This window comes from Shewanella sp. 10N.286.48.B5 (assembly GCF_002874355.2).
Lineage (GTDB): Bacteria > Pseudomonadota > Gammaproteobacteria > Enterobacterales > Shewanellaceae > Shewanella.
The window spans coordinates 2,568,961-2,591,270 of record NZ_MCVG02000001.1 but is presented as its reverse complement, the minus strand read 5'-3'; the positions used below and the strand labels follow the sequence as shown (position 1 = coordinate 2,591,270).

The window sequence follows — 22,310 nt, the reverse complement described above, 5'->3', positions numbered from 1 at the left end:
TAAAGGCGTTTAGAAATGGAATTATATAATTTAAAGCACCCATCACAAGTGGTCAGTTTTAGTGAAGCGGTAAAATTAGGTTTAGGTAAAGATAGAGGGCTTTTTTTTCCAAAATCTATTCCTGTGCTTGATAATATCGATGAGCTACTCGCGTTACCTTTTGTTGCAAGAAGTCAGCGTATTTTAGGGGCTTGGCTTGCTGATGAAATTGGTCAAGATAAAGTTAATGAGTTAGTTAATGCAGCATTCACTTTTGATGTGCCTTTAGTGAAAGCTGATGATAAACGTGCGTGTTTAGAGTTATTTCATGGGCCTACATTGGCATTTAAAGACTTTGGCGCGCGCTTTATGGCGCAATGCGTTAATTTATTAGCAGGAGATGAAAAGCTCACTATTTTGACGGCGACATCTGGTGATACCGGCGCCGCTGTTGCTGATGCTTTCTTCGGGCTTGAATCTGTACAAGTGATGGTGATGTACCCCAAAGGAAAAATCAGTGAGCTGCAAGAGAAGATGTTCACGACTCTAGGTAAGAATATTCATACTGTCGCTGTTGCGTCAGATTTTGATGCTTGCCAAACACTGGTTAAGCAGGCATTTGATGATAGTGATGTTCGTGATGGGCTGCACTTAAACTCGGCTAATTCAATCAATATTAGTCGGTTATTGGCGCAAATTTGTTACTACTTTGAAGCGGTAGCTCAAATGAAGCAAACCAGCAATGCTGAGATTGTGCTGTCAGTGCCTAGCGGTAACTTTGGTAATTTAACCGCAGGTTTATTTGCCAAGGCGATGGGCTTACCTATTAAGCGCTTTATTGCGGCGACTAACTCAAACGATACTGTGCCACGTTACCTTGCTGCAGGTGATTGGGCGCCAAATACTACCGTTGCGACTATGTCTAATGCGATGGATGTGTCCGAGCCATCAAACTGGCCAAGAGTCGAAGCCATTTGTGAGGCGTTAAATTGGCCGTTATCGTCTATTACAGGGGTGGCGCTTAATGAAGCGCAAACAACTGCGGCGTTAAAAGAGTTATATCAGCTGGGTTATCAATCTGAGCCTCATGCCGCAATTGCCGCACAAGCTTTATCTGATGAGCTTAAAAGTGGTGAAACCGGTATTTTCTTAGGAACGGCGCATCCAGCGAAATTTAAAGATGTGGTCGATGTGCAATTACAAATCGATTTACCATTACCCCAAGAGCTTGAAGCTGTAGTGAATAAGCCGATTTTATCTGCAGAACTGAGCGCTGATTTTACCAAGCTGAAAGAGCACTTATTTAACATTCTTAAATAATAAAGCTTTAATATCAGCTTACTAAAGCACCTTAGGGTGCTTTTTTGTTATTTAAACTCATCTGAATGTTTCAGATTTGTATTTTATGATCTCGGTCATAACATCTGCGCAATCCATAGTGTAGATTAATAATACTAGAGGTTTAAACTTTTTAGACATGAAGGAATTGTGGTAATGGAGAAGATGATACTTAAAAGGCTAATGAATGATCACAAACACATAGCCATATTATTGAATATTCTAGCCAAGAAAAATCACAAACTTTCTCAGGGTGAATCAGTTAATTTTGCGCTTATTCGTGATGTCGTCGAATATATGCAGGTTTATGCTGAGCATAGTCACCATCCGGTAGAAGATATTACTTTTGATTACTTTATTAAGCACTTTCCTAGCCCTAGTACGACCAGGCTTCATGATGAACATAGCAGTCTAGCAGAGTCATCTGGTGCATTGATGTATAGTCTGAATTTGATACTTTCAGATGTGGTGATTTCCCGAGAAAAGTTGGTTTCCGACTTAAAAGCGTATGTTGAAATCCAAACGGCTCATATGCAATATGAAGAAAAAGAGCTATTTCCTCTGTTTGCTAAGCACATGCAGGGCAGTGATTGGGATAAAATATGGCAACAATGTGAGCAGCGTTTAGTTGATGATCCGTTATTTAACGATAGTGATGATAATATCTTTGAAGAGCTTAAAGAGCATATTGCTGAAGTTGAACCACAGTAGCTGACTCTGTGTTATCTCCCCTAAAGGATTAATGATAACGAGTTACAGTTAAAAGCATTGCAATTAAAAAGAGCGCTATAAGCGCTCTTTTTATATATAGACCTTTGAATAACTATTCAGTTAGTTATCTTGCTTACAATGGCATCGCATCGAAATCAAAATCGAAACTTGTGTCAATGTCTTGAAGTTCCTTAAGTAAGCGCTGTTTATCCTTTAACGCTTCTATTTCTCGCCATTTACGTTTTTTATTTGAGCTTTTTGAGCGAGTTGGTCTTTCAACAACTTGGTCTAGCGCACCACCATAGTCTAAACGATCCATGGTAAACCTCCCTTGTTATTATGATGTCTCTATTCAAATAAATATCATATTCCGTCACTATAGTGCAATAGTTATGTTTCAATATTGTTAATGGGAGGTGATGTTTAAGTGATGTTCAAGTGGTGTTTTGCTGGCGTATTTAGAGGCTTGTGCTATGAGGAAATGAAAGTGTATATAAAAAAGCCAGCTTTAGCTGGCTTTTTTAGTGTTTAAATCTGACCTTGACGGTATAAATTAATTAATGAATTACTGGAGCTATCAAGCTCTGTGGCATCATTTTTGGCGCCGATGCGGTCTAGGACATCGTTGCCAAGGACTTTACCTAATTCCACACCCCATTGATCAAAAGAGTTAATTTGCCAAATAGCGCCTTGAACAAACGTGCGGTGTTCATATAAGGCAATTAACGAACCTAAGGTCGTTGGAGTTAGCTTATCCATTAATAAGGTATTACTTGGCTTATTACCTGCCATTGTCTTGTGCTTAGCAATAAGGGCTTTATCAGCATCAGGCGTATCTTTGCCTGCCAATTCCGCTAAAGCTTCTTCATAAGTGCGACCTTGCATTAATGCTTGGGTTTGGCCAAAGCAGTTTGAAGCAAGCTGGTTATGATGTTCACCTAATGGATTGTGACTTTGCAGTGGCATAATAAAGTCAGCTGGGATAAGTGCTGTACCTTGATGTAACAACTGGTGATATGCATGCTGACCATTGGTGCCTTCACCACCCCAGATCACTGGGCCGGTATTGAAATCTACCTGAGTTCCATCAAGCATGACCGACTTACCATTACTTTCCATATCAAGTTGCTGGAAGTAAGCGGGTAAACCACGTAAATAATGATCATAGGTCAAAACTACATGGGATTGTGCATCATGAAAATTGCTATAAAGCACTGACAACATGCCCATAATCACAGGCATATTTTGTTCAAGTGGCGCTTGGGCAAAATGTTGATCCATTTGGTTGGCACCATCAAGCAGTTGCTTGAAGTTATCCATACCCACTAATAACGCTATGGGTAAGCCAATGGCTGACCATAATGAATAACGTCCACCCACCCAATCCCACATCGGGAAAATATTGTCAGCATCAATACCAAACTCAGTCGCTTTAGCAACGTTTGATGTTACTGCGACAAAGTGCTTGGCGACATCGGCTTGGCTACCACCTTGCTCGAGGAACCAGTCTTTAGCGCTTAGGGTATTGGTCAGTGTTTCTTGGGTGCCAAATGACTTAGATGACATAACAAATAAGGTTGTTTCAGCATCTAAGTTTTTAAGCTTCTCACAGATTGAGCTTGCATCAACGTTAGCCACAAAATGGCAATTAAGGCCTTTTTGCCAATAAGGTCGTAATGCTTGAGACACAATCTTCGGCCCCAGGAATGAGCCACCAATGCCAATACTGACAATATCAGTAATGGTTTTGCCGGTATAACCTTTCCATTCACCTTGAGATACAGACGCCACAAACTGAGTCATCTTTGCTAGTGTTTGCTGCACTTCAGGGACGATATTCGCCCCTTCAGCCATAATTACTTGCTCAGGATTACTTCTCAGCGCTGTGTGTAATACTGCACGGCCTTCGGTGTTATTGATAATATCGCCATTAAACATGGCAGAAATTTTAGCTGATAACTGGGTTTCTTCAGCTAATGCAAACAATAATCCTAAGCCTTCCTTATCGATACGGTTTTTAGAATAATCTAATAATAAACCGCAGCTTTTGAGGCTCATCTTCTCAAAACGTTTAGGGTCATTAGCAAATAGCTCCCGCATATGGGGAAGCGTTGCTGTATTTTTCTTTAGCTGCTGCCAAGTATTACTCTGAGTTAAATTAGTCATGCAAATCACTCCGTTGATTAGCTAAGTTTTGCGTTTAGCATAACCTCAAGTTTACCTTGGTCGATGGCAAAGTTGCGAATGCCTTCAGCAAGTTTATCAACAGCCATTGGGTCTTGGTTATATTCCCAACGGAACTGTGCTTCGGTTAATGGTGCTGGCGCGGCAACCGTTGTTGTTGCAGGTTTTAGCTTTTGGCTAATAACAGTATCGCTATTGGCTAACTCTTCTAATAGCGCAGGGCCTATCGTTAGGCGGTCACAGCCCGCAAGCTCGATAATTTCGCCAGTGTTACGGAAACTTGCACCCATTACCACAGTGTTATAGCCGTGAAGCTTATAGTAGTTATAGATATCGGTTACTGATACCACACCAGGATCGGTTTCAGCGGTGTAATCAAGACCTGTGTCTTTCTTATACCAATCTAAAATACGACCAACAAATGGCGAAATAAGGTAAACACCTGCTTCAGCACAAGCTCGGGCTTGAGCAAAGTTAAATAATAGCGTTAGGTTACAGTTGATGCCTTGTTGCTCAAGCTCTTTTGCTGCGCAGATCCCTTCCCAAGTAGATGCTAACTTGATCAGAATGCGAGATTTATCAATACCGGCTGCTTGATATAGGTTAATTAGCTTATGGGCTTTTTCGATAGAGCCTGCTTTATCAAAAGAAAGTCTGGCATCGACTTCTGTTGAGATGCGGCCTGGAACAATCTTAAGAATTTCTACACCGATGTTGACGGCTAATTTATCACCTGCGTCTTCAACTTGCTGAGCTGTGTCATTTGACTGCTGTTTTGCCCAAGCAATAGCATCATCAATTAATGGGGCATATTCAGGAATTTGCGCCGCTTTTAAAATTAGAGAAGGGTTGGTGGTTGCGTCTTCTGGTTGGTAGCGTTTAATTGCTTCAATGTCGCCGGTATCAGCAACGATTGTGGTTAGTGCTTTTAGTTGAGCTAACGTGTTCGCCATGGAAATTTCCCTCTCAAGTAACAAAGTTATTTTGTTCAATACAGTTATTAAATGCGATCTTACTGTATTTTCCAACAACATTTGTAAAAAAATAACGCAAATAAACGTGAAATGAGCTCATAAGCAACTAATTGTGTAATTTAATGCCTGATTTATTAGTTGTTTAAGTTGTTTTTATTGTTGAAATAAAAGTGTTACCGATAACATCTCTTTATTGGTAAGGGTTTTTATTTTTTAGCTGATGGCTACAAAAACAAAAAAGTCGCTGCAAGCAGCGACTTTTTATTACCAGCTTAATTAGTTGATTATTTTAGAACCGCACGTTTTTCTGTGCCGGTTACGATAGCTTCAATACGACGATTTTGCTTATGGGCTTCAGCGGTATTGCCTTCCATAATAGGTTTAGTAATACCATAGCCAATAGCTTGAATACGACTTGCTTCAATATCATATTTAGCTGCTAAAGCTTCAGCGACTGATTTAGCACGACTCTCAGAAAGGGTCATATTATATGCAGGCTTGCCAACATTAGAAGCGTGACCTTCGATTGATACGGTATGCTCAGGATTTTTCTTCAAGTAATTAGCTAATTTTTCAATGTCAGCATAAGAAGCTGACTTAATAACAGAAGAGTTGTTATCAAATAAAATACCACCTAAGTCATGATTTTCTGTTACAAATTCGTAGACAGTACAACCATTGGCATCAACTTTGTGAGTTGCTGGTGTATCTGGACAGCTATCTTGATCATCCATTACGCCATCGTTGTCGGAATCAATTGGTGCAACAGCAGCTGCAACAACAGGAGCTGCTGCTTTAGCTTTACCAAAGCGGTAGCTTAATTCTAAGCCCCAATAGTTACTTTCCATTTCAAGGGTATTATATTTATCATCGTCTAAGTTTTCGTAGCGACGATATTTAGCCTGCAGTTTTAAGTTTTCGGTAAAATTATAACCGATACCAGCACCGATATAGGGCGCAATACCGCTGTCACTGTAATACTCAGTGCCATAATTTTTTATGTTCTTTAAAAGGTAGTTCATTCCGCCAGCCTCAGCAGACAAACTCCACTTGTCAGCGAAAGGATAAAAACCGACTAAACCTAATGCCATGCCTCTAGCGCCGACATCATTACGTTTATTACTGAAATCTGTCCATTGAATACGACCTAAGTCTCTATAACCGAGTTCAATACCAAAATAGTCATTAAATAAGTAACCACCGAAGACATCCCAAGCATAAGGGTCATCATCTTCACATTGGGTCATTGTTTTAAGGTCGCAATGTGGTTCGTAATTATTAATCCCTAAACCACCACCGACATACCATGGCGTTAACTCTTGTTCTGCGACAGCGGCAAAAGGCAACATTGAGGTGAGTAATACTACTTTTAAGGTGTTTTTCATCATATATAGTCCATTGTTATTTTATGTCACCAAAACACATGTAAACCGATTGTTTACCTTAAGTGTCACCAGCACTTATTTGGCGTTCCTATTATGATTTAGCTGGCAAGCTAATTATCGTCTTAAATTCAATGGTTTTCCATAGTAGTTACGAATATTTTTAAAATATTACCAACAAATACCTAACGAATCCGCGCAAGATGTTGCAGTGTTGGTTTTTTCTAATGAATTGACGATGGGCTTTGTTGTCCGTGGTATAAAGAAAAAGCGCCCAAAGGCGCTTTAACTCGTTATAAACGATTGTAGTTTGTTTTTTGAACTCTAATCTAATTACCGAGTCCAAACCCAATTTTCAATGTCTACTGGGTCAACACCGTTGGCCTTAATGTAGTTACGGTGTTCTACTAATCTTTGGAGCATATCCGTTGTGATTTGAACATGCTGAGTTTCATCAATAACACCTTGTTGGAATAGTTTGTATGCCATATCAATCACAAGGTGATAACGTGATGTGCCATTACGAACGCCCATATCAAATGGTGTTGTAGTTGAACCTTCTTCTTCATAGCCTTTAATGCGGAAACGTTTACTGCCTTTATAATCAAATACCAATTTCTTGATGGTATTTGGATAACCATGGTAGTTAAATACCACGCCTTTATCTTCAGTAAATATTTCATCCATTAACCAAGGCTTATTTTGGAATTTACGACTACCTAAACCGTTACTATTAAGTTCAGTTACACTGACATAACGAATACGCACTCTTGGCAGTAGTTCTCTAATGAGTACTAATGACGCCATACATTCTTGAGTGACATAATCACCACAACCTGCAAGTACTACATCAGGATTATCATCTGATGCAAAATCCCATACCATCACGCCATCTTTAGTTTGCTTACGGGCTTCATCTAGTGATAGCCATTGAGGTAACTCTTTTTTACCTGCAACTAAAATGTTGAGTTTGTCGCGGTCTTCATATGCACGCTCTGTATAAGTGAGTGTACTGTTACCATCAGCAGGTAAATATGCAGAAATAATATCTGGATGCTTTTCTAACATAGCACCTAGAAATGAAGGGTTTTGATGCGAATAACCATTATGATCTTGACGCTCTAATAAAGAAGACAAAACAACATTACAAGAAGGTACAGGTTTACGGAAGTGAACCCCTTGACTGGCATACACATATTTACAGTACTGATCAGCCATTGATGAAACTACTTGAGAGAAGGCTTCATAGGTTGGGAACATGGCATGCCGACCTGTTACTGTGTAACCGTGCATCATACCGAAAAGTAAGTTTTCCGATAGCAGTTCAATAACACGGCCATCACGCGCCATATCTTGATCCCAGCTTTCAATCGGCCATTGCCATGCACGATCTGTTTCTTCAAATACCGCTTGCAGTTGATTTGAGTATGTTTCATCTGGGCTGAAGATACGTAAGTTACGTTGATCTCGATTTAATTTGAATGCGTCACGCATCCACTCGCCCATTTTGTACATTGATACGCCGCGAGTACCACGTGGGGTTTCTGGACCATAACTTAGTTTTTTAAGATCTGGTTGAGCAAGTGCACGGACTACTTCACCGCCATAACTTAAGTGTTGGCGACCACAACATAACTGCTTAGGTGGAATCAAAGATTGAATTTCTTCATCAAAGGTAATTTCACCTTGCGCATTGATACTGCACAGTTCATCAAATTTGTAACTTGCTAACCAGTCATTAAGCGCTTTTAGGTGACCTGCATCTGTTGCACACTTATTGACGATGACTTGATGAGATTCGCAGTTGCCAGCTAGCTTCTTACCGCCAAACTCAGATGTACCTGTCCAGCCTTTAGCTGTTCGCATAAGAATAACCGGCCAGCGAGGCTTACAAACATCTTCGCCGCGACGGGCACGAGTTTGGATATCATTGATCATCTCGTAAGCTAAGTCCATAGCCTCTTTCATTTGAACAAACACATCCTCTTCAAGTTGATCATCAACAATAATGGGATGATAACCTAAACCACGAAATTCAAGATCTAACTCTTCATGACTCATGCGTCCCATACGAGTCGGGCCTGAGATTTTATAGCCATTAATATGCACAATGGGCAGTACCGCACCATTGGTTGCAGGGTCGACTAACCGGTTGGCATACCATGATGCAGCTAATGGCCCTGTTTCAGACTCACCATCACCAACTAAACAAGCTGCGATTAAGTTTGGATTATCAAGAACGGCGCCCCAAGCAACGGATAATGAATAACCTAATTCGCCACCTTCTAAAATTTGGCCGGGGGCTTCAGGGTTTGCATGAGAAGGGTAGCCATATGCTGCTGAGAACTTTTTACAGATATCTTCAATACCTGATTCGTTATAGGGGATGGTTTCTGGATAAAAATGGCTTAAAGAACCTTCAACAAACAGGTTAGCTTGAACTGCTGGGAAGCCGTGACCAGGACCGACTAAATAAATGAATTCTCTTTCATGCTTAACGATTAAGCGATTAACGTTTGCATACACAAAATTGATACCTGGACAGGTACCCCAATGACCTAAAAGTCGAGGTTTAATGTCTGTATGTTGTAGCTCTCTTTTAAAAAGCACATTTTGCTTAAGATAGATTTGTGAGGTAGCGAGGAAGTTAGTTGCTCTAACATATTTTTTAAGAGCAGTGATTTCATTTTGCTGTGTCATAGTGACCTCATTATGAAAGATAAGATTGATTTAGCTTTTAATGAGAACACTGTATCCCCTAAATTGAACCAATAATGTGTTATTGATCTAACTTTGTATTAAAAAAAATCATTAATAAAATGATGTTAGGTTAAGAAATTGTTGAGTCACTTGGTGTTAGGCGATTTGCAATTGTTATTCTAGATGGGGCTTTAGGCGGCTATTTAAATAAATGTGATCACTGTCACCTATGCTTGAAGTTTTTCTATGCTAGTTTTTTCTCGCATTTTTTTGAGAACACCTATAACTAAGCGATAAGTGGTAAAGAGTGGTAATGTTTGCTGGGCTTTACTGGTTAAAGTCAGTAAAGTTAACTTGAATAATGCTAAATAATAATTAACTAATATATTCGCTCACTGAATTTAATAAACAGTAACAGCTTGGCTATTTACGAATACATGCTGAGGCTGCGAACTTAGATTTTGATGAGCTCATTATAATAATTCGATAATTTTATTTTGTCTGAAGGTGTTGCTCGGTTTAAGCATATTTTTACAAAATAAAGTTATTCCAAGGAATAGATTAAGCAAATGGCAATGTTAGAAACAATTGTTGGTTTCATGAACAATTTACTCTGGGGTAAATTGTTAGTTTATGGGCTGGTAGGCGCAGGTATCTTTTTTACTGTTCGTCTTGGCTGTATTCAAATTACTCATTTCGTACACGGCGTTAAAGTATTAGCGATTAGCCGCCGCCCTGGTAAGCATGGCTTATCTTCATTTCAAGTTTTTTGTACCAGTATGGCTGCCCGTGTCGGAGCCGGAAATATGGCTGGTGTTGCGGTTGCAATCGGTGCCGCAGGTCCTGGGGCAGTATTTTGGATGTGGGCCATTGCCATGCTCGGTATGGCGACGGCAATGATCGAGTCAACGTTAGCGCAAGTTTATAAAGTTAAAGACGTTGACGGGCAGTATCGTGGTGGCCCTTCATATTATATGGAAAAAGGCCTTGGCCAACGCTGGATGGGGATTCTATTTTCAATCCTACTGATTATTTGTTTTGGCTTAGTGTTTAATGCTGTTCAAGCAAATACTATCTCTGGTGCAATGACTGCCGTATTTGATTTAAATCCAATTTATGTCGGTCTTGGGATTGCGCTATTGAGTGGCCTCGTGATTATGGGCGGTCTTAAAAAGGTCGCTAGAGTGTCAGAAATTATCGTTCCGATTATGGCATTAGCCTACATTGCGATTGCCTTGGTTGTTGTTTTAATGAATGTTGAGCAATTGCCTGCCGTATTTATGTTGGTGATTAACAGTGCATTTGGCTGGCAAGAGGCCGCTGCTGGTGGTGTAGCATACAGTGTTGCTCAAGCAATGCAGGCGGGTATTGCTCGCGGCTTGTTCTCTAATGAAGCAGGTATGGGTAGTGCCGCCAATATTGCAGCAAGTGCTTCACCGAATCCTAATCACCCAGCGTCACAAGGTTTTGTGCAAATGATGGGTGTGTTTGTGGACACTATTGTTATCTGTACTGCTACTGCGGCAATTATCTTATTGTCTGGTGATGGTGGCGGCTCTGGTGATGGTATTGCAAGAACCATTAATGCATTAACGCATCATGTGGGTGACTGGGGTGGGGCATTTATTGCCTTTGCTATTTTACTTTTCTGTTTCACGTCAATTATTGCTAACTATTCGTATGCAGAAACTAACGTGATGTTTCTATCTGGCAATAAAAAAGGTGCACTACCAATCTTCCGTATCGCAGTATTAGGTATGGTTATGTTTGGCGCAGTGGCTAAGATTGGCATCGTTTGGGATTTAGCCGACGTTTCTATGGGCTTGATGGCGTTAGTTAATATGATTGCCCTGCTGTTATTGTCAGGTTTAGCGGTGAGAATTATTAATGATTACCGCCAACAAGTTAATAAGGGTGAAGATCCTGTATTTGATACGACTAAGTTCCCAGAGCTTGAAGGTCAGATAGAAGATGGGATTTGGATCAATAAAGAAGTTGAAGTGACCAAGTAACTCACTTTACTTAATCGCGAATGTTAATTGCAGATTAATCAAATCTGAAAAAAGCATTTAGCACAATCTAAAAAACCATGCAGTAATTGCATGGTTTTTTTTATGAAGCTCAGTATGATAGATAGCATGAATTAGAGTCCATTTTATAAAATAGGATTATCAGCAATGCTAGTATTAGTTTCTCCTGCCAAAACACTTGATTTTGAAACGCCTGCATCAACCAAGAAGTTTACTCAACCGACTTTGCTAGATTACAGCCAACAATTGATTGACGTATGTCGTGAATTGACGCCAATGGATATTGCCTCTTTAATGAAAGTGAGCGATAAAATAGCAGGTTTGAATGCGGCTCGATTTGCACAGTGGCAACCACGTTTTACTCTAGATAATGCCAAGCAAGGTATGTTTGCCTTTAGGGGCGATGTATATACCGGCCTTGATGCTGACTCACTGTCTGATATTGAAATCGATAAGGCTCAAAAGCACCTACGAATTTTATCTGGTTTGTATGGCTTACTGAAGCCGCTGGATTTGATGCAAGCCTACCGTTTAGAAATGGGCACCAGCTTGGTAAACCCCGCAGGTAAAAATCTTTATGCATTTTGGGGCGAGACAATCACCAATGAAGTTAACGCAGCTGTTGCTAATCAAAGCGATGATATCGTCATTAATTTAGCCTCAAATGAGTATTTTAAAGCGGTTAAACCCAAACTACTTAAGGCCACTTTAATCACCCCGGTATTTAAAGACTGCAAAAATGGTCAATACAAGGTGATCAGTTTTTATGCCAAAAGAGCCCGCGGCTTGATGGCGCGTTACATTATCCAAAACGATGTGACGTCATTGGCACAATTGCAGCAATTTGACTTAGATGGCTATTATTACAGTGAAGACTTATCGACACCTGCAGCGCCAGTGTTTTTAAGAGAAGAGCAAATTAAGTAACCACTACAAGTTTCAGTGTAATGTAACGGGTAAAAAAATACTTAATAAAAAAGCAGCTAAGGTTTGAACTCCTTAACTGCTTTTTTGCGATAAAAGGCTGATAGATTATTTCTTATCGGCCTTTTTAGCTAATGGGCGTAAGTTAAGTTCTGATTGCGCCATGATATAAGCAAATTGCGCATAAGCAGCGACATTTTGCGCTAATGCGGTAGGGTCGATTTTATCTAAAGTGTCGTTAGGGGTGTGGTGATAATCAAAGTAATCAGTACCATCTTGTCGAAGGGACGCCACAGGGACACCTAGAGAGGGCATCATAGACACGTCAGGGCCACCAGAAGCGTTATTGTTCCCTAACTTAACCCCGTTGATGGTCATTGAACTGTGCTCAGTTTTAACTTGCTCAAATACGTGTGGATTAACGTTGAAATCAATTTGGTAAATCTTGCCTGCGCCAAAATCAGATTCTGCGGCAATATAATGATTAACCAGCTCGTCAGCATGTTGCTTTGCATAAGCCTTACCGCCAACTAATCCCACTTCTTCTGCGGCATATAATACCACTCGAATGGTTCTCGCTGGTTTTTGAGGTAAATCTTGAATCAATTTCGCCGCTGCAGTCACAATCGCAACGCCTGCACCATCATCAATTGCACCCGTGCCTTCATCCCAAGAGTCAAGGTGAGCGCCAATCAGCACCACTTCTTCAGCCTTACTACTGCCAGTTACCTCGGCAATAACATTGTAGGATGTTGCGACCCCTAAATTCTTTGAAGAGAGGTTAAGTGATAAGCTGATGTTCTTATCTCTTTTTAACATGGCATTAATCATATCAGCATCTGGTGCAGACAATGCAGCAGCTGGAATTTTTGCCACTCCATCTTTGTAACGCATCATGCCGGTATGGGCCATGCGGTCATGATCGGTACCTATTGAGCGAATGACCACAGCGACAGCGCCTTTTTCTGCTGCAGCAACCGCGCCTCTTGAGCGGCCGCCAACAGACTGACCATAGCCTTTACCACTAATATGGCGCTCGGTTTTATGATCAATAAAGACAATTTTGCCTTCGACTAATGCTGGATCGGCGACTTGTAGTGCAGCAAGGGTGTCAAAGCGCACTATCTGGGCTTGTAAACCTGACTCAGGCGTTGCCACGCTGCCACCTAGAGCGCTAATGACCAGCGGTTGCTCAAACGGTGAGACGATTGATGCCTGAGCATGGCCTCGTGACCAAGCTGGGACTTGGACAGATTCCTTATAGACCTTATCAAAACCTAAGCTTTTGAGTTTATTCATCGCCCATTCGACTGCGATGAGATCTTTCTCGGAACCGGCGAGTCGAGGGCCGACTTCCACTGTCAATGATTCAACAATGTCATAACCTAAAGTAGAAGATAACGCCTTTGTGGCTAGTTGCTGGCTAATTACATCGTTAGCAGACTGTGGTAATTGTGTTACTTGGGTATCATTTGTCTGGCTTTGACAGCCTGATATAGCGGCTAAAACTATCCCTGTAAAAATTGATTTCTTATAGTTTTTCATGAGTTTCCTTCATTTTTATTAGCTAAGTCTCATTTTTAAAAACAATCTACCAAAAAGTGTGCTTCATGTCGCTGCCCGATTTGTTAGGGAAGGCTATATTAGTCTCAGTGATGATTAAGGAGAGCTAACGCGTGATGAATATAGAAATGATGCAGCAGCGAGCAGATCATGCTGTGGTAATGCTAAAGGCACTGGCAAATGAACGCCGTTTATTTATTTTGTGCCATTTGCTGAATGAAGGCGAAATGTGTGTCGGTGAGATGAATAAAAAACTAGGTCTAAGCCAATCTGCGTTATCGCAGCATTTAGCTTGGCTGAGAAAAGACAATCTCGTTTGTACACGTAAAGAAGCGCAAACTGTGTTTTATTCACTTAAAAGTGATGAAGTTCGTGAGCTAATAAAAGTATTGGATAATTTATACTGCCATTAATGGCAATAATTTTGATACCTATAACGTCTTAACAATATCTTGCTACTGATGACAGTAAGATCGAGTTAAGGCGTTTTTTTATGTCTTAAATATGGATTTGATATTTAGCGCAAAAATGTCCGTAAAAGCTTGAAGGCAGGGCAAGTGGAGAGAGTATTTTTTGTGAGTTATTTTATTGCAGGTATAAAAAAACCGACCTAAGTCGGTTTTTGTAATATAAATCGCTAAAATTAAGCAGCTAGTGCTTTGATTTTTGCGTTTATACGTGCCTTTTGACGAGCAGCTTTATTCTTGTGAATAAGGCCTTTAGTCGCCATACGGTCAACAATTGGTTGTGCTGCTGCGAATGCTTCGGTAGCCGCTTTGTGGTCACCGCTCTGGATAGCAGCGATAACTCTTTTAACGTATGTACGTAACATTGAACGACGACTAGCGTTATGCTGACGACGTTTTTCAGACTGAAGCGCGCGCTTCTTTGCAGACTTGCTATTAGCCAAGGTGCAACTCCTAAAACTGGGTTTAATACTTTGAGGGCGAGGAATATGCCTGCTTTTATTCATTTTGTCAATGAATATGATAGAAATAACGTCGAAAAGACAAATAAAACTACCTGGCTCGGTTATCTTCAACCCAACTCGTGTAAGATGTGGCGCAATTCTATCAGTTCTTATACCCCATAGACAGCATTAGAATCGAAAATTTGAGATATATCAGACTTAATTTAAACGCTTGTGTGCGGCTTTGGAGTGATGCTTGAGTAAATCGTTATTAAAATCAGGTGCTATCGTCAGTGTTATGACCTTGATATCTCGGGTGCTTGGCTTGGTTAGAGATGTAGTCATTGCCAACTTAATGGGTGCAGGTAGTAGTGCCGATGTGTTTATCTTTGCCAATAAAATTCCCAATTTTTTACGTCGATTATTTGCTGAAGGTGCTTTCGCACAGGCATTCGTGCCGGTGTTGACAGAATACCAACAAAACAAAACCCCAGCTGAAACCCGTGAGCTTATAGGTAAAGTGGCCGGTACTTTGGGCGGCATAGTGAGCGTTGTAACCTTAATTGGTGTTATCGGCTCACCGATACTTGCTGCATTATTTGCTGGTGGCTGGTTTTATGATTGGATGAACGATGGGCCGGATGCGGCAAAGTTTGAACTTGCCTCTATGATGCTCAAAATTACCTTCCCTTATTTATGGTTTATTACCTTAACCGCACTGGCTGGCTCAATATTAAATACCCGCGGTAAGTTTGCAGTTTCTGCCTTTACGCCGGTATTTTTGAATATTACCATTATTATTGCCGCTTTAGTGTTTGCCCCCAAGATGGAACAACCTGAAATCGCTTTAGCTTTAGGGGTGTTTTTTGGTGGTTTAGTGCAGTTTTTGTTTCAAATTCCGTTTTTACTACGTGAAAATGCCTTAGTAAAACCGTCATGGGGCTGGAACCACAGTGGGGTCGTGAAAATCAGAACCTTAATGATCCCTGCATTATTTGGCGTTTCTGTTTCGCAAATCAATTTACTGTTCGATACCTTTATTGCCAGTTTTTTAATGACAGGCTCTATTAGTTGGCTTTACTACTCAGACCGCTTACTTGAGTTCCCTTTAGGATTGTTTGGTATTGCCATTGCGACGGTTATTTTGCCAGCTTTATCTAGAAAGCATATTGATGATAAAGGCAGTGGTTTTAGTGACACTATGGACTGGGGAGTAAGAGCCATTTTATTATTGGGCATGCCAGCCATGCTGGGATTAATCATTCTTGCTCAGCCGATGTTAATGGTGCTTTTTATGCGCGGCGCATTTACAGTATCTGATGTTGAGATGGCATCGTACAGTTTAGTGGCTTATGGTTGTGGCTTACTGAGTTTTATGATGATTAAAGTATTGGCGCCGGGGTATTACTCACGCCAAGATACTAAAACCCCAGTTAAATTCGGTATTATCGCCATGGTAAGCAATATGGTGTTCAATATCATTTTTGCCATTCCATTTGGCTACGTAGGACTTGCAATTGCCACTTCTATGTCAGCCTTTCTTAATGCCGGCCTGTTATATCGAGGCTTACACCTAGCTGGTGTCTATAAAGTCAATCGTTCAACCATGGTATTTTTCGCTAAAGTGGTCATTGCGACACTCGTGATGGCAGCGCTTTTAGTTTACTTATTACCAGAGCAGCAAATGTGGTTAGATATGGCAATGCAAGTTAAGGTTTACAGCCTGTTAAAACTCATCATATTAGGTGCATTAGCCTATTTATTCAGCTTAGTGCTAATGGGGCTAAAACCTTGGACAATGAAACGTCGATCATGAATGCTGATTATCCATTCTATCTAGTATATAATCAGCCGATTTACAGTAGCAGTTGTTTGGCGTAATGGAACTAATTCGCGGTATACATAATATTTTACCTTCGCATAATGGATGCGTGCTCACTATTGGTAACTTTGATGGTGTGCATCGTGGTCATGCGCAAGTGATTAATAATTTAGTTAATAAAGCTAAACACTTTCAGCTACCTGCTGTAGTAATGACCTTTGAGCCACAACCGCAAGAGTTATTTCGCCAACAAGATGCCCCTGCAAGAATTAGCTTATTAAGAGATAAAATTAGTTTGCTAGAAGAGCTCAATATTGATCGTCTTCTGTGTGCTAATTTTAATACTCGTTTTGCTAATCAACCGGCAGAGCAATTTATTGAAGATTTATTAGTCAATAAATTAGGGGTGAAGTATCTAGTGGTTGGTGATGATTTTTGTTTTGGTAAAAACAGAACTGGCACCTTTGATATGTTACTTGAAGCGGGTAAAAAGTTCGGTTTTACTGTGGTCAGTACCCAAAGCTTTATCTTAGGTTCGACCAGAGTGAGCTCCACTGCGGTTCGTGAGCAGTTAGCATTAGGGAACTTAGAGCAAGCAAGGCGTTTACTCGGGCACCCAGTGTTACTGTCAGGTAAAGTGGCCCACGGCCAAAAAATTGGGCGAACCATTGGTTTTCCAACTGCCAACATTGCATTAAAGCGCAAAGTATCACCTGTTAGAGGGGTGTTTGCGGTAAAAATGTATTGGGATGGCAGTGATATTTATGAAGGCGTTGCTAATGTTGGTTTTAGGCCAACTGTTGAAGGGCAAGTCTGTCAATTAGAAGTGCACTTATTCGACTACTCTGGTGACTTATACGGTAAAAGAGTGGAAGTTGAATTAGTGGCAAAAATCCGTGATGAACATCCGTTCGAGTCACTGGATGCGTTAAAAAAACAAATTTTGAATGATGTAAATGAAGCAAAAGCTTTATTTAGCAATGATGCAGGTTGAGATTAATCAGCCCAAATAATGGTATAGGATCAATGACCGACTATAAATCTACTTTGAATTTGCCGGAAACCGATTTTCCGATGCGCGGTAATCTGGCTAATCGTGAGCCAGCTATGTTAGACCGTTGGACTCAAGACGAACTTTATCAAAAAATTCGTGACAGTCGAATTGGTCGCAAACCGTTTATTTTGCATGACGGCCCCCCGTATGCGAATGGCAATATCCATATTGGTCACTCGGTAAACAAAATATTAAAAGATATCATTGTTAAGTCTAAAACAATGGCAGGTTTTGATGCGCCTTATATTCCTGGATGGGATTGTCACGGCTTACCAATTGAATTAATGGTAGAGAAAAAAGTTGGCAAACCAGGTCAAAAGATTTCAGCTGCTGATTTTCGCGAAGAATGCCGTAAATACGCCGCTAAGCAAGTTGACGGTCAACGTGAAGACTTTATTCGTTTAGGTGTATTTGGTGATTGGCATAATCCTTACTTAACCATGGATTACAGCACTGAAGCTAACATCGTACGTTCTTTATCTAAAGTGATTGAAAGCGGTCACCTGCACAAAGGTGTTAAACCTGTTCATTGGTGTACTGACTGTGGTTCAGCGTTAGCAGAAGCAGAAGTTGAATACGAAGATAAAACCTCACCCGCTATTGATGTGGCATTTAATGCCGTTGATAGCGCAGCGGTTGCAGCGAAATTTGGCGTTGAAGGTTACACAAACACGGTTTCAGCGGTTATTTGGACCACGACGCCTTGGACTATCCCTGCTAACCGTGCATTATCATTAAGCCCAGAGCTTGATTACAGCCTAGTTGAGCTCGTTAAAGATGGCGTAACTAAAACCGTTATTTTAGCTGAAGTGCTAGTTGAAGGCTGTTTAACCCGCTTTGAAGCTGAGTCACATCAGGTTATCGGTACTACAAAAGGCGCTGAGCTTGAGCTAATGCGTTTCAAGCATCCTCTTTCTGCATTTGATGTGCCTGCCATTCTTGGTGACCACGTAACAACTGAAGCTGGTACTGGCGTAGTTCATACTGCACCAGGTCATGGTCAAGACGATTTCGTGGTTGGTCAAAAGTACGGCTTAGAAGTCGCAAACCCTGTTGGTGACAATGGTGTCTATAAAGCTGACACTGAGTTTTTTGCTGGTCAACACGTATTCAAAGCCAATAAGAGTGTTGTTGATTTATTAGAAGAGAAAGGCCAGCTGTTGTGTCATGTGGCATATCGTCACAGCTACCCACATTGCTGGAGACACAAAACGCCCATTATCTTCCGTGCAACGCCACAATGGTTTATCTCAATGGATAACCATGGCTTGCGTAAGCAGGCGTTATCTGAAATTGAACAAACGCAGTGGATCCCTGACTGGGGCCAAAGCCGTATTGAAAAAATGGTTGAGAACCGTCCTGACTGGTGTATTTCACGCCAACGTACCTGGGGCGTACCAATCACGTTATTAGTTAACCGTGAAACTGAAGAATTACACCCTGATAGCGTTTCTATCATGGAGCGCGTTGCGCACCGTATCGAGCAACAAGGTATTCAAGCTTGGTGGGATCTTGAGATCAGTGAACTGATTGGCGATGAAGCCGATCAATACCGTAAAGTGACTGATACTTTAGATGTTTGGTATGACTCAGGTTCTACTTTCTCATCAGTTGTTGCATCACGCCCTGAATTCCAAGGCCACGAGATTGACTTATACCTTGAAGGTAGCGATCAGCATCGCGGCTGGTTCATGTCTTCATTGATGATTTCAACGGCAATGAATGGTAAAGCACCTTACAAGCAAGTACTAACACACGGTTTCACCGTTGATGGTAAAGGCCGTAAGATGTCTAAATCAGTAGGTAACGTGATTGCACCGCTACAAGTTATTAATAAGCTTGGCGCTGACATCTTACGCTTATGGGTTGCAGCAACTGATTACAGTGGTGAGATGACGGTTTCTGATGAAATCTTAAATCGCAGCGCTGATTCATATCGCCGTATTCGTAACACCGCGCGCTTTTTACTTGCTAACTTAAGTGGCTTTAATCCAGAAACGGATATGATTGCTACTGAAGATATGGTGTCACTGGATCGCTGGGCAGTACGCCGCGCTGTAGCACTACAAGAAGAAATCATTGAAGCTTACGAGCAATATAATTTCCACTTAGTGACCCAAAAACTAATGCAGTTCTGTTCTGTTGAGCTTGGTAGCTTCTACTTAGATATCATTAAAGATCGCCAGTATACTGCTAAATCAGATGGTCACGCTCGTCGTAGTTGCCAAACTGCTTTATACCATATTGCTGAAGCAATGGTACGTTGGATTGCACCAATCTTAAGCTTTACCGCTGATGAAATCTGGCAGCTACTTCCTGGTGAACGTGAGCAATACGTGTTTACTCAAGAATGGTACCAAGGCCTAGAGTCAGTGACCTTAGCTGACGATTTAAATGATGAATACTGGCAGCAACTTTTAGCTGTTCGTAACGAAGTCAATAAAGTATTAGAGCAAGCCCGTCGTGATAAGCGTATTGGTGGCTCACTGCAAGCTGAAGCGACTTTATATGCTGATGAAGAGTTAGCGGCAAAACTGGCTCAAGTGAATGATGAGCTACGTTTTGTATTGTTAACATCTAAAGCGATTGTTGCCCCATTAAGTGATGCGCCAGCTGATGCAATTGAAACAGAGCTTGCTGCATTAAAGCTTGTTGTTGCAGCAAGTGAAGCTCAGAAGTGTGAGCGTTGCTGGCACTACAGCGAAGATGTTGGCACTGTCGAGTCTCATGCGACATTATGTGGCCGCTGCGTAACTAACATCGAAGGCGATGGCGAACATCGCGACTTTGCATAAAGGACTTGCTTGATGCCACTAACATGGAAAGAAAGCGGCATTCGTTGGTATTGGGTAGCTGTATTGGTATTTATTGCCGATCAGCTATCTAAGCAATGGGTGTTAGCCAATTTTGAGCTGTCTGAATCAATACAGCTGTTACCTATTTTTAATTTCACCTATGTGCGTAATTACGGCGCCGCGTTTAGCTTTTTAAGTGAAGCCGGTGGCTGGCAGAGGTGGTTTTTTACCATCATAGCCGTTGGTTTTAGCACACTGCTGACGATATGGCTGCGTAAACAGTCAGCGTCGCTGTGGCGCACCAACCTTGCGTATACGCTCATTATTGGTGGCGCCATTGGTAATTTAGTTGATCGTTTAATGCATGGTTACGTAGTGGACTTTATCGATTTCTATTGGAAAACCAGCCACTATCCAGCATTTAATATTGCTGATTCAGCTATTTTTATCGGTGCAGCATTGATTATTTGGGAAGCGTTTAAACCCGAAACCCAAGCGGCAGAAAGTTAGGGAGTCTATTTTGTCTGAGCAACAACTTGCACGTTCCATAGTGTGTCATATGAATATCATTTTAGAAGATGGCTCAACGGCAGAAAGCACCAAAGCATCAGGAAAACCAGCGCGTTTTAATGTTGGTGATGAGAGCTTAAGCCCTGCATTTGAATCAGAAATTTCAAGCCTGAATAAAGGTGATAAGCACAGCTTTACCTTAGATGCGATTGATACTTTTGGTGAGTCTAATCCTGATGCTGTGCATCATATGGACAGAAGTAAATTCCCTGCTGATATGGCATTAGAACCTGGTGTCATTGTTAGTTTCGGTGGTCCAGGCGGCAGTGAAATCCCAGGTATGATCCGCGAAGTTGCTGGTGATTCAGTGACTATAGACTTGAATCATCCTCTAGCTGGTCAGAAATTAACTTTCGAACTTGAAGTGGTAGAGGTACTTTAAAATGCTTAAAGTTGATCCTACATCGCCAGAACTGAACATCTTACTGGCAAATCCGCGCGGTTTTTGTGCTGGTGTTGATCGGGCGATTAGCATTGTCGAACGTGCTTTAGAGTTATTTGAACCACCGATTTATGTCCGCCATGAAGTCGTACATAACCGTTATGTGGTACAAAACCTAAAAGACCGCGGCGCTATATTTGTTGATGAGTTAGAGCAAGTGCCTGATAACAGTATTGTGATTTTTAGTGCTCATGGTGTTTCTCAGGCTGTTCGCAAAGAAGCAAAAGTGCGTGGTTTAAAAGTATTTGATGCCACGTGTCCTTTGGTCACTAAAGTGCATCTTCAAGTTACTCGTGCAAGCCGTAAAGGCGTGGAGTGTATTCTGATTGGCCATGAAGGCCATCCAGAGGTTGAAGGCACTATGGGTCAATACGACAACACTGAAGGTGGGGTTTATTTGATTGAATCCCCGGAAGATGTAGCGTCTTTAAAGGTTAATAACCCAGATAACCTATGTTTCGTCACGCAGACCACATTATCAGTTGATGACACGCTAGATATTATTGCGGCCTTGCAACAACGTTTTCCTTCCATTGAAGGGCCGCGTAAAGATGATATTTGTTATGCCACTCAAAATCGTCAAGATGCAGTGCGCAATATGTCATCAGATGCAGACTTAATGATTGTTGTAGGCTCAAAAAATAGCTCTAACTCCAATCGACTGCGTGAACTCGCTGAGAAAACTGGTACAGAAGCCTATTTAGTTGATACCGCTGCCGATGTTGATGAAGCTTGGTTTAAAGATGTAAAAAAAGTAGCAGTGACTGCTGGCGCTTCAGCGCCTGAAGTGCTGGTTCAACAAGTTGTTGACGCGATAGCTAAATTTGAGCCATCGGTAATCACTGAGGTTGAAGGTCGTAAAGAAGATACTGTCTTCGCTGTACCCGCTGAATTGCGCTAGCACTAAATAAACACGCAAACTAACTAAAAGC

Annotated in this window: 18 protein-coding genes; 11 read left to right on the top strand and 7 right to left on the bottom strand. The window is 41.3% G+C overall.

Features of this window, described 5'->3' with window-relative positions:
* Window positions 1-15: 15 nt before the first annotated feature.
* On the top strand, window positions 16-1,299 hold the full coding sequence (gene thrC, locus BCU57_RS11055; RefSeq protein WP_102439213.1) for a threonine synthase: 1,284 nt from the start codon (window positions 16-18) through the stop codon (window positions 1,297-1,299).
* A 186-nt stretch (window positions 1,300-1,485) separates the two neighbouring features.
* Window positions 1,486-2,028 (top strand): hemerythrin domain-containing protein, encoded by a 543-nt coding sequence (locus BCU57_RS11050; RefSeq protein WP_102439282.1) that lies wholly within the window; start codon window positions 1,486-1,488, stop codon window positions 2,026-2,028.
* Window positions 2,029-2,161: 133 nt separating this feature from the next.
* On the opposite strand, the gene BCU57_RS11045 is transcribed toward BCU57_RS11050, so the two are convergent.
* From BCU57_RS11045 to BCU57_RS11025, 5 genes are all read right to left on the bottom strand, one after another.
* Window positions 2,162-2,347 (bottom strand): DUF3545 family protein, encoded by a 186-nt coding sequence (locus BCU57_RS11045; RefSeq protein WP_076542968.1) that lies wholly within the window; start codon window positions 2,345-2,347, stop codon window positions 2,162-2,164.
* Between the two features lie 209 nt (window positions 2,348-2,556).
* On the bottom strand, window positions 2,557-4,194 hold the full coding sequence (gene pgi, locus BCU57_RS11040; RefSeq protein WP_102439212.1) for a glucose-6-phosphate isomerase: 1,638 nt from the start codon (window positions 4,192-4,194) through the stop codon (window positions 2,557-2,559).
* A gap of 17 nt (window positions 4,195-4,211) precedes the next feature.
* The gene (tal, locus tag BCU57_RS11035; protein ID WP_102439211.1) at window positions 4,212-5,165 is read right to left on the bottom strand and encodes a transaldolase; all 954 of its coding nucleotides are present in this window, start codon (window positions 5,163-5,165) and stop codon (window positions 4,212-4,214) included.
* Between the two features lie 305 nt (window positions 5,166-5,470).
* Window positions 5,471-6,574: an OmpA family protein gene (locus tag BCU57_RS11030; protein ID WP_102439210.1), complete on the bottom strand. Its 1,104-nt coding sequence runs from the start codon at window positions 6,572-6,574 to the stop codon at window positions 5,471-5,473.
* A 327-nt stretch (window positions 6,575-6,901) separates the two neighbouring features.
* Window positions 6,902-9,268 carry a phosphoketolase family protein gene (locus tag BCU57_RS11025; RefSeq protein ID WP_102439209.1) on the bottom strand — a complete coding sequence of 789 codons (2,367 nt, stop codon included), beginning with the start codon at window positions 9,266-9,268 and terminating at the stop codon, window positions 6,902-6,904.
* A 575-nt stretch (window positions 9,269-9,843) separates the two neighbouring features.
* Here BCU57_RS11025 and BCU57_RS11020 point away from each other — a divergent pair.
* Both BCU57_RS11020 and yaaA read left to right on the top strand, forming a co-directional pair.
* Complete coding sequence (locus BCU57_RS11020) at window positions 9,844-11,280, top strand: alanine/glycine:cation symporter family protein (protein WP_076542978.1); 1,437 nt, start codon at window positions 9,844-9,846, stop codon at window positions 11,278-11,280.
* Window positions 11,281-11,445: 165 nt separating this feature from the next.
* Window positions 11,446-12,225 (top strand): peroxide stress protein YaaA, encoded by a 780-nt coding sequence (gene yaaA, locus BCU57_RS11015; RefSeq protein ID WP_102439208.1) that lies wholly within the window; start codon window positions 11,446-11,448, stop codon window positions 12,223-12,225.
* A gap of 105 nt (window positions 12,226-12,330) precedes the next feature.
* On the opposite strand, the gene BCU57_RS11010 is transcribed toward yaaA, so the two are convergent.
* A complete protein-coding gene (locus tag BCU57_RS11010) occupies window positions 12,331-13,767 on the bottom strand; it encodes a M20/M25/M40 family metallo-hydrolase (protein WP_102439207.1) in 1,437 nt (478 codons plus the stop codon).
* Between the two features lie 134 nt (window positions 13,768-13,901).
* Here BCU57_RS11010 and BCU57_RS11005 point away from each other — a divergent pair, with 134 nt between their 5' ends.
* Window positions 13,902-14,198, top strand: coding sequence for an ArsR/SmtB family transcription factor (locus tag BCU57_RS11005; RefSeq protein ID WP_076542961.1), 297 nt, complete (start codon window positions 13,902-13,904; stop codon window positions 14,196-14,198).
* 230 nt (window positions 14,199-14,428) lie between these two features.
* On the opposite strand, the gene rpsT is transcribed toward BCU57_RS11005, so the two are convergent.
* A complete protein-coding gene (gene rpsT / locus BCU57_RS11000; RefSeq protein WP_076542960.1) occupies window positions 14,429-14,695 on the bottom strand; it encodes a 30S ribosomal protein S20 in 267 nt (88 codons plus the stop codon).
* A gap of 256 nt (window positions 14,696-14,951) precedes the next feature.
* Between rpsT and murJ the strand changes: the two genes are divergently transcribed.
* From murJ to ispH, 6 genes are all read left to right on the top strand, one after another.
* On the top strand, window positions 14,952-16,511 hold the full coding sequence (murJ, locus tag BCU57_RS10995) for a murein biosynthesis integral membrane protein MurJ (RefSeq protein WP_102439206.1): 1,560 nt from the start codon (window positions 14,952-14,954) through the stop codon (window positions 16,509-16,511).
* Between the two features lie 64 nt (window positions 16,512-16,575).
* Window positions 16,576-17,511: a bifunctional riboflavin kinase/FAD synthetase gene (gene ribF, locus BCU57_RS10990; RefSeq protein ID WP_102439205.1), complete on the top strand. Its 936-nt coding sequence runs from the start codon at window positions 16,576-16,578 to the stop codon at window positions 17,509-17,511.
* Window positions 17,512-17,543: 32 nt separating this feature from the next.
* Window positions 17,544-20,366, top strand: a complete 2,823-nt coding sequence (gene ileS / locus BCU57_RS10985; protein ID WP_102439204.1) for an isoleucine--tRNA ligase — start codon at window positions 17,544-17,546, stop codon at window positions 20,364-20,366.
* Window positions 20,367-20,378: 12 nt separating this feature from the next.
* Complete coding sequence (lspA, locus tag BCU57_RS10980) at window positions 20,379-20,876, top strand: signal peptidase II (RefSeq protein ID WP_102439203.1); 498 nt, start codon at window positions 20,379-20,381, stop codon at window positions 20,874-20,876.
* A 10-nt stretch (window positions 20,877-20,886) separates the two neighbouring features.
* Entirely contained in the window at window positions 20,887-21,318 is a 432-nt protein-coding gene (gene fkpB / locus BCU57_RS10975) for an FKBP-type peptidyl-prolyl cis-trans isomerase (protein WP_277869093.1), read from the top strand.
* A 31-nt stretch (window positions 21,319-21,349) separates the two neighbouring features.
* A complete protein-coding gene (gene ispH / locus BCU57_RS10970) occupies window positions 21,350-22,279 on the top strand; it encodes a 4-hydroxy-3-methylbut-2-enyl diphosphate reductase (protein WP_198589266.1) in 930 nt (309 codons plus the stop codon).
* Window positions 22,280-22,310: the final 31 nt, after the last annotated feature.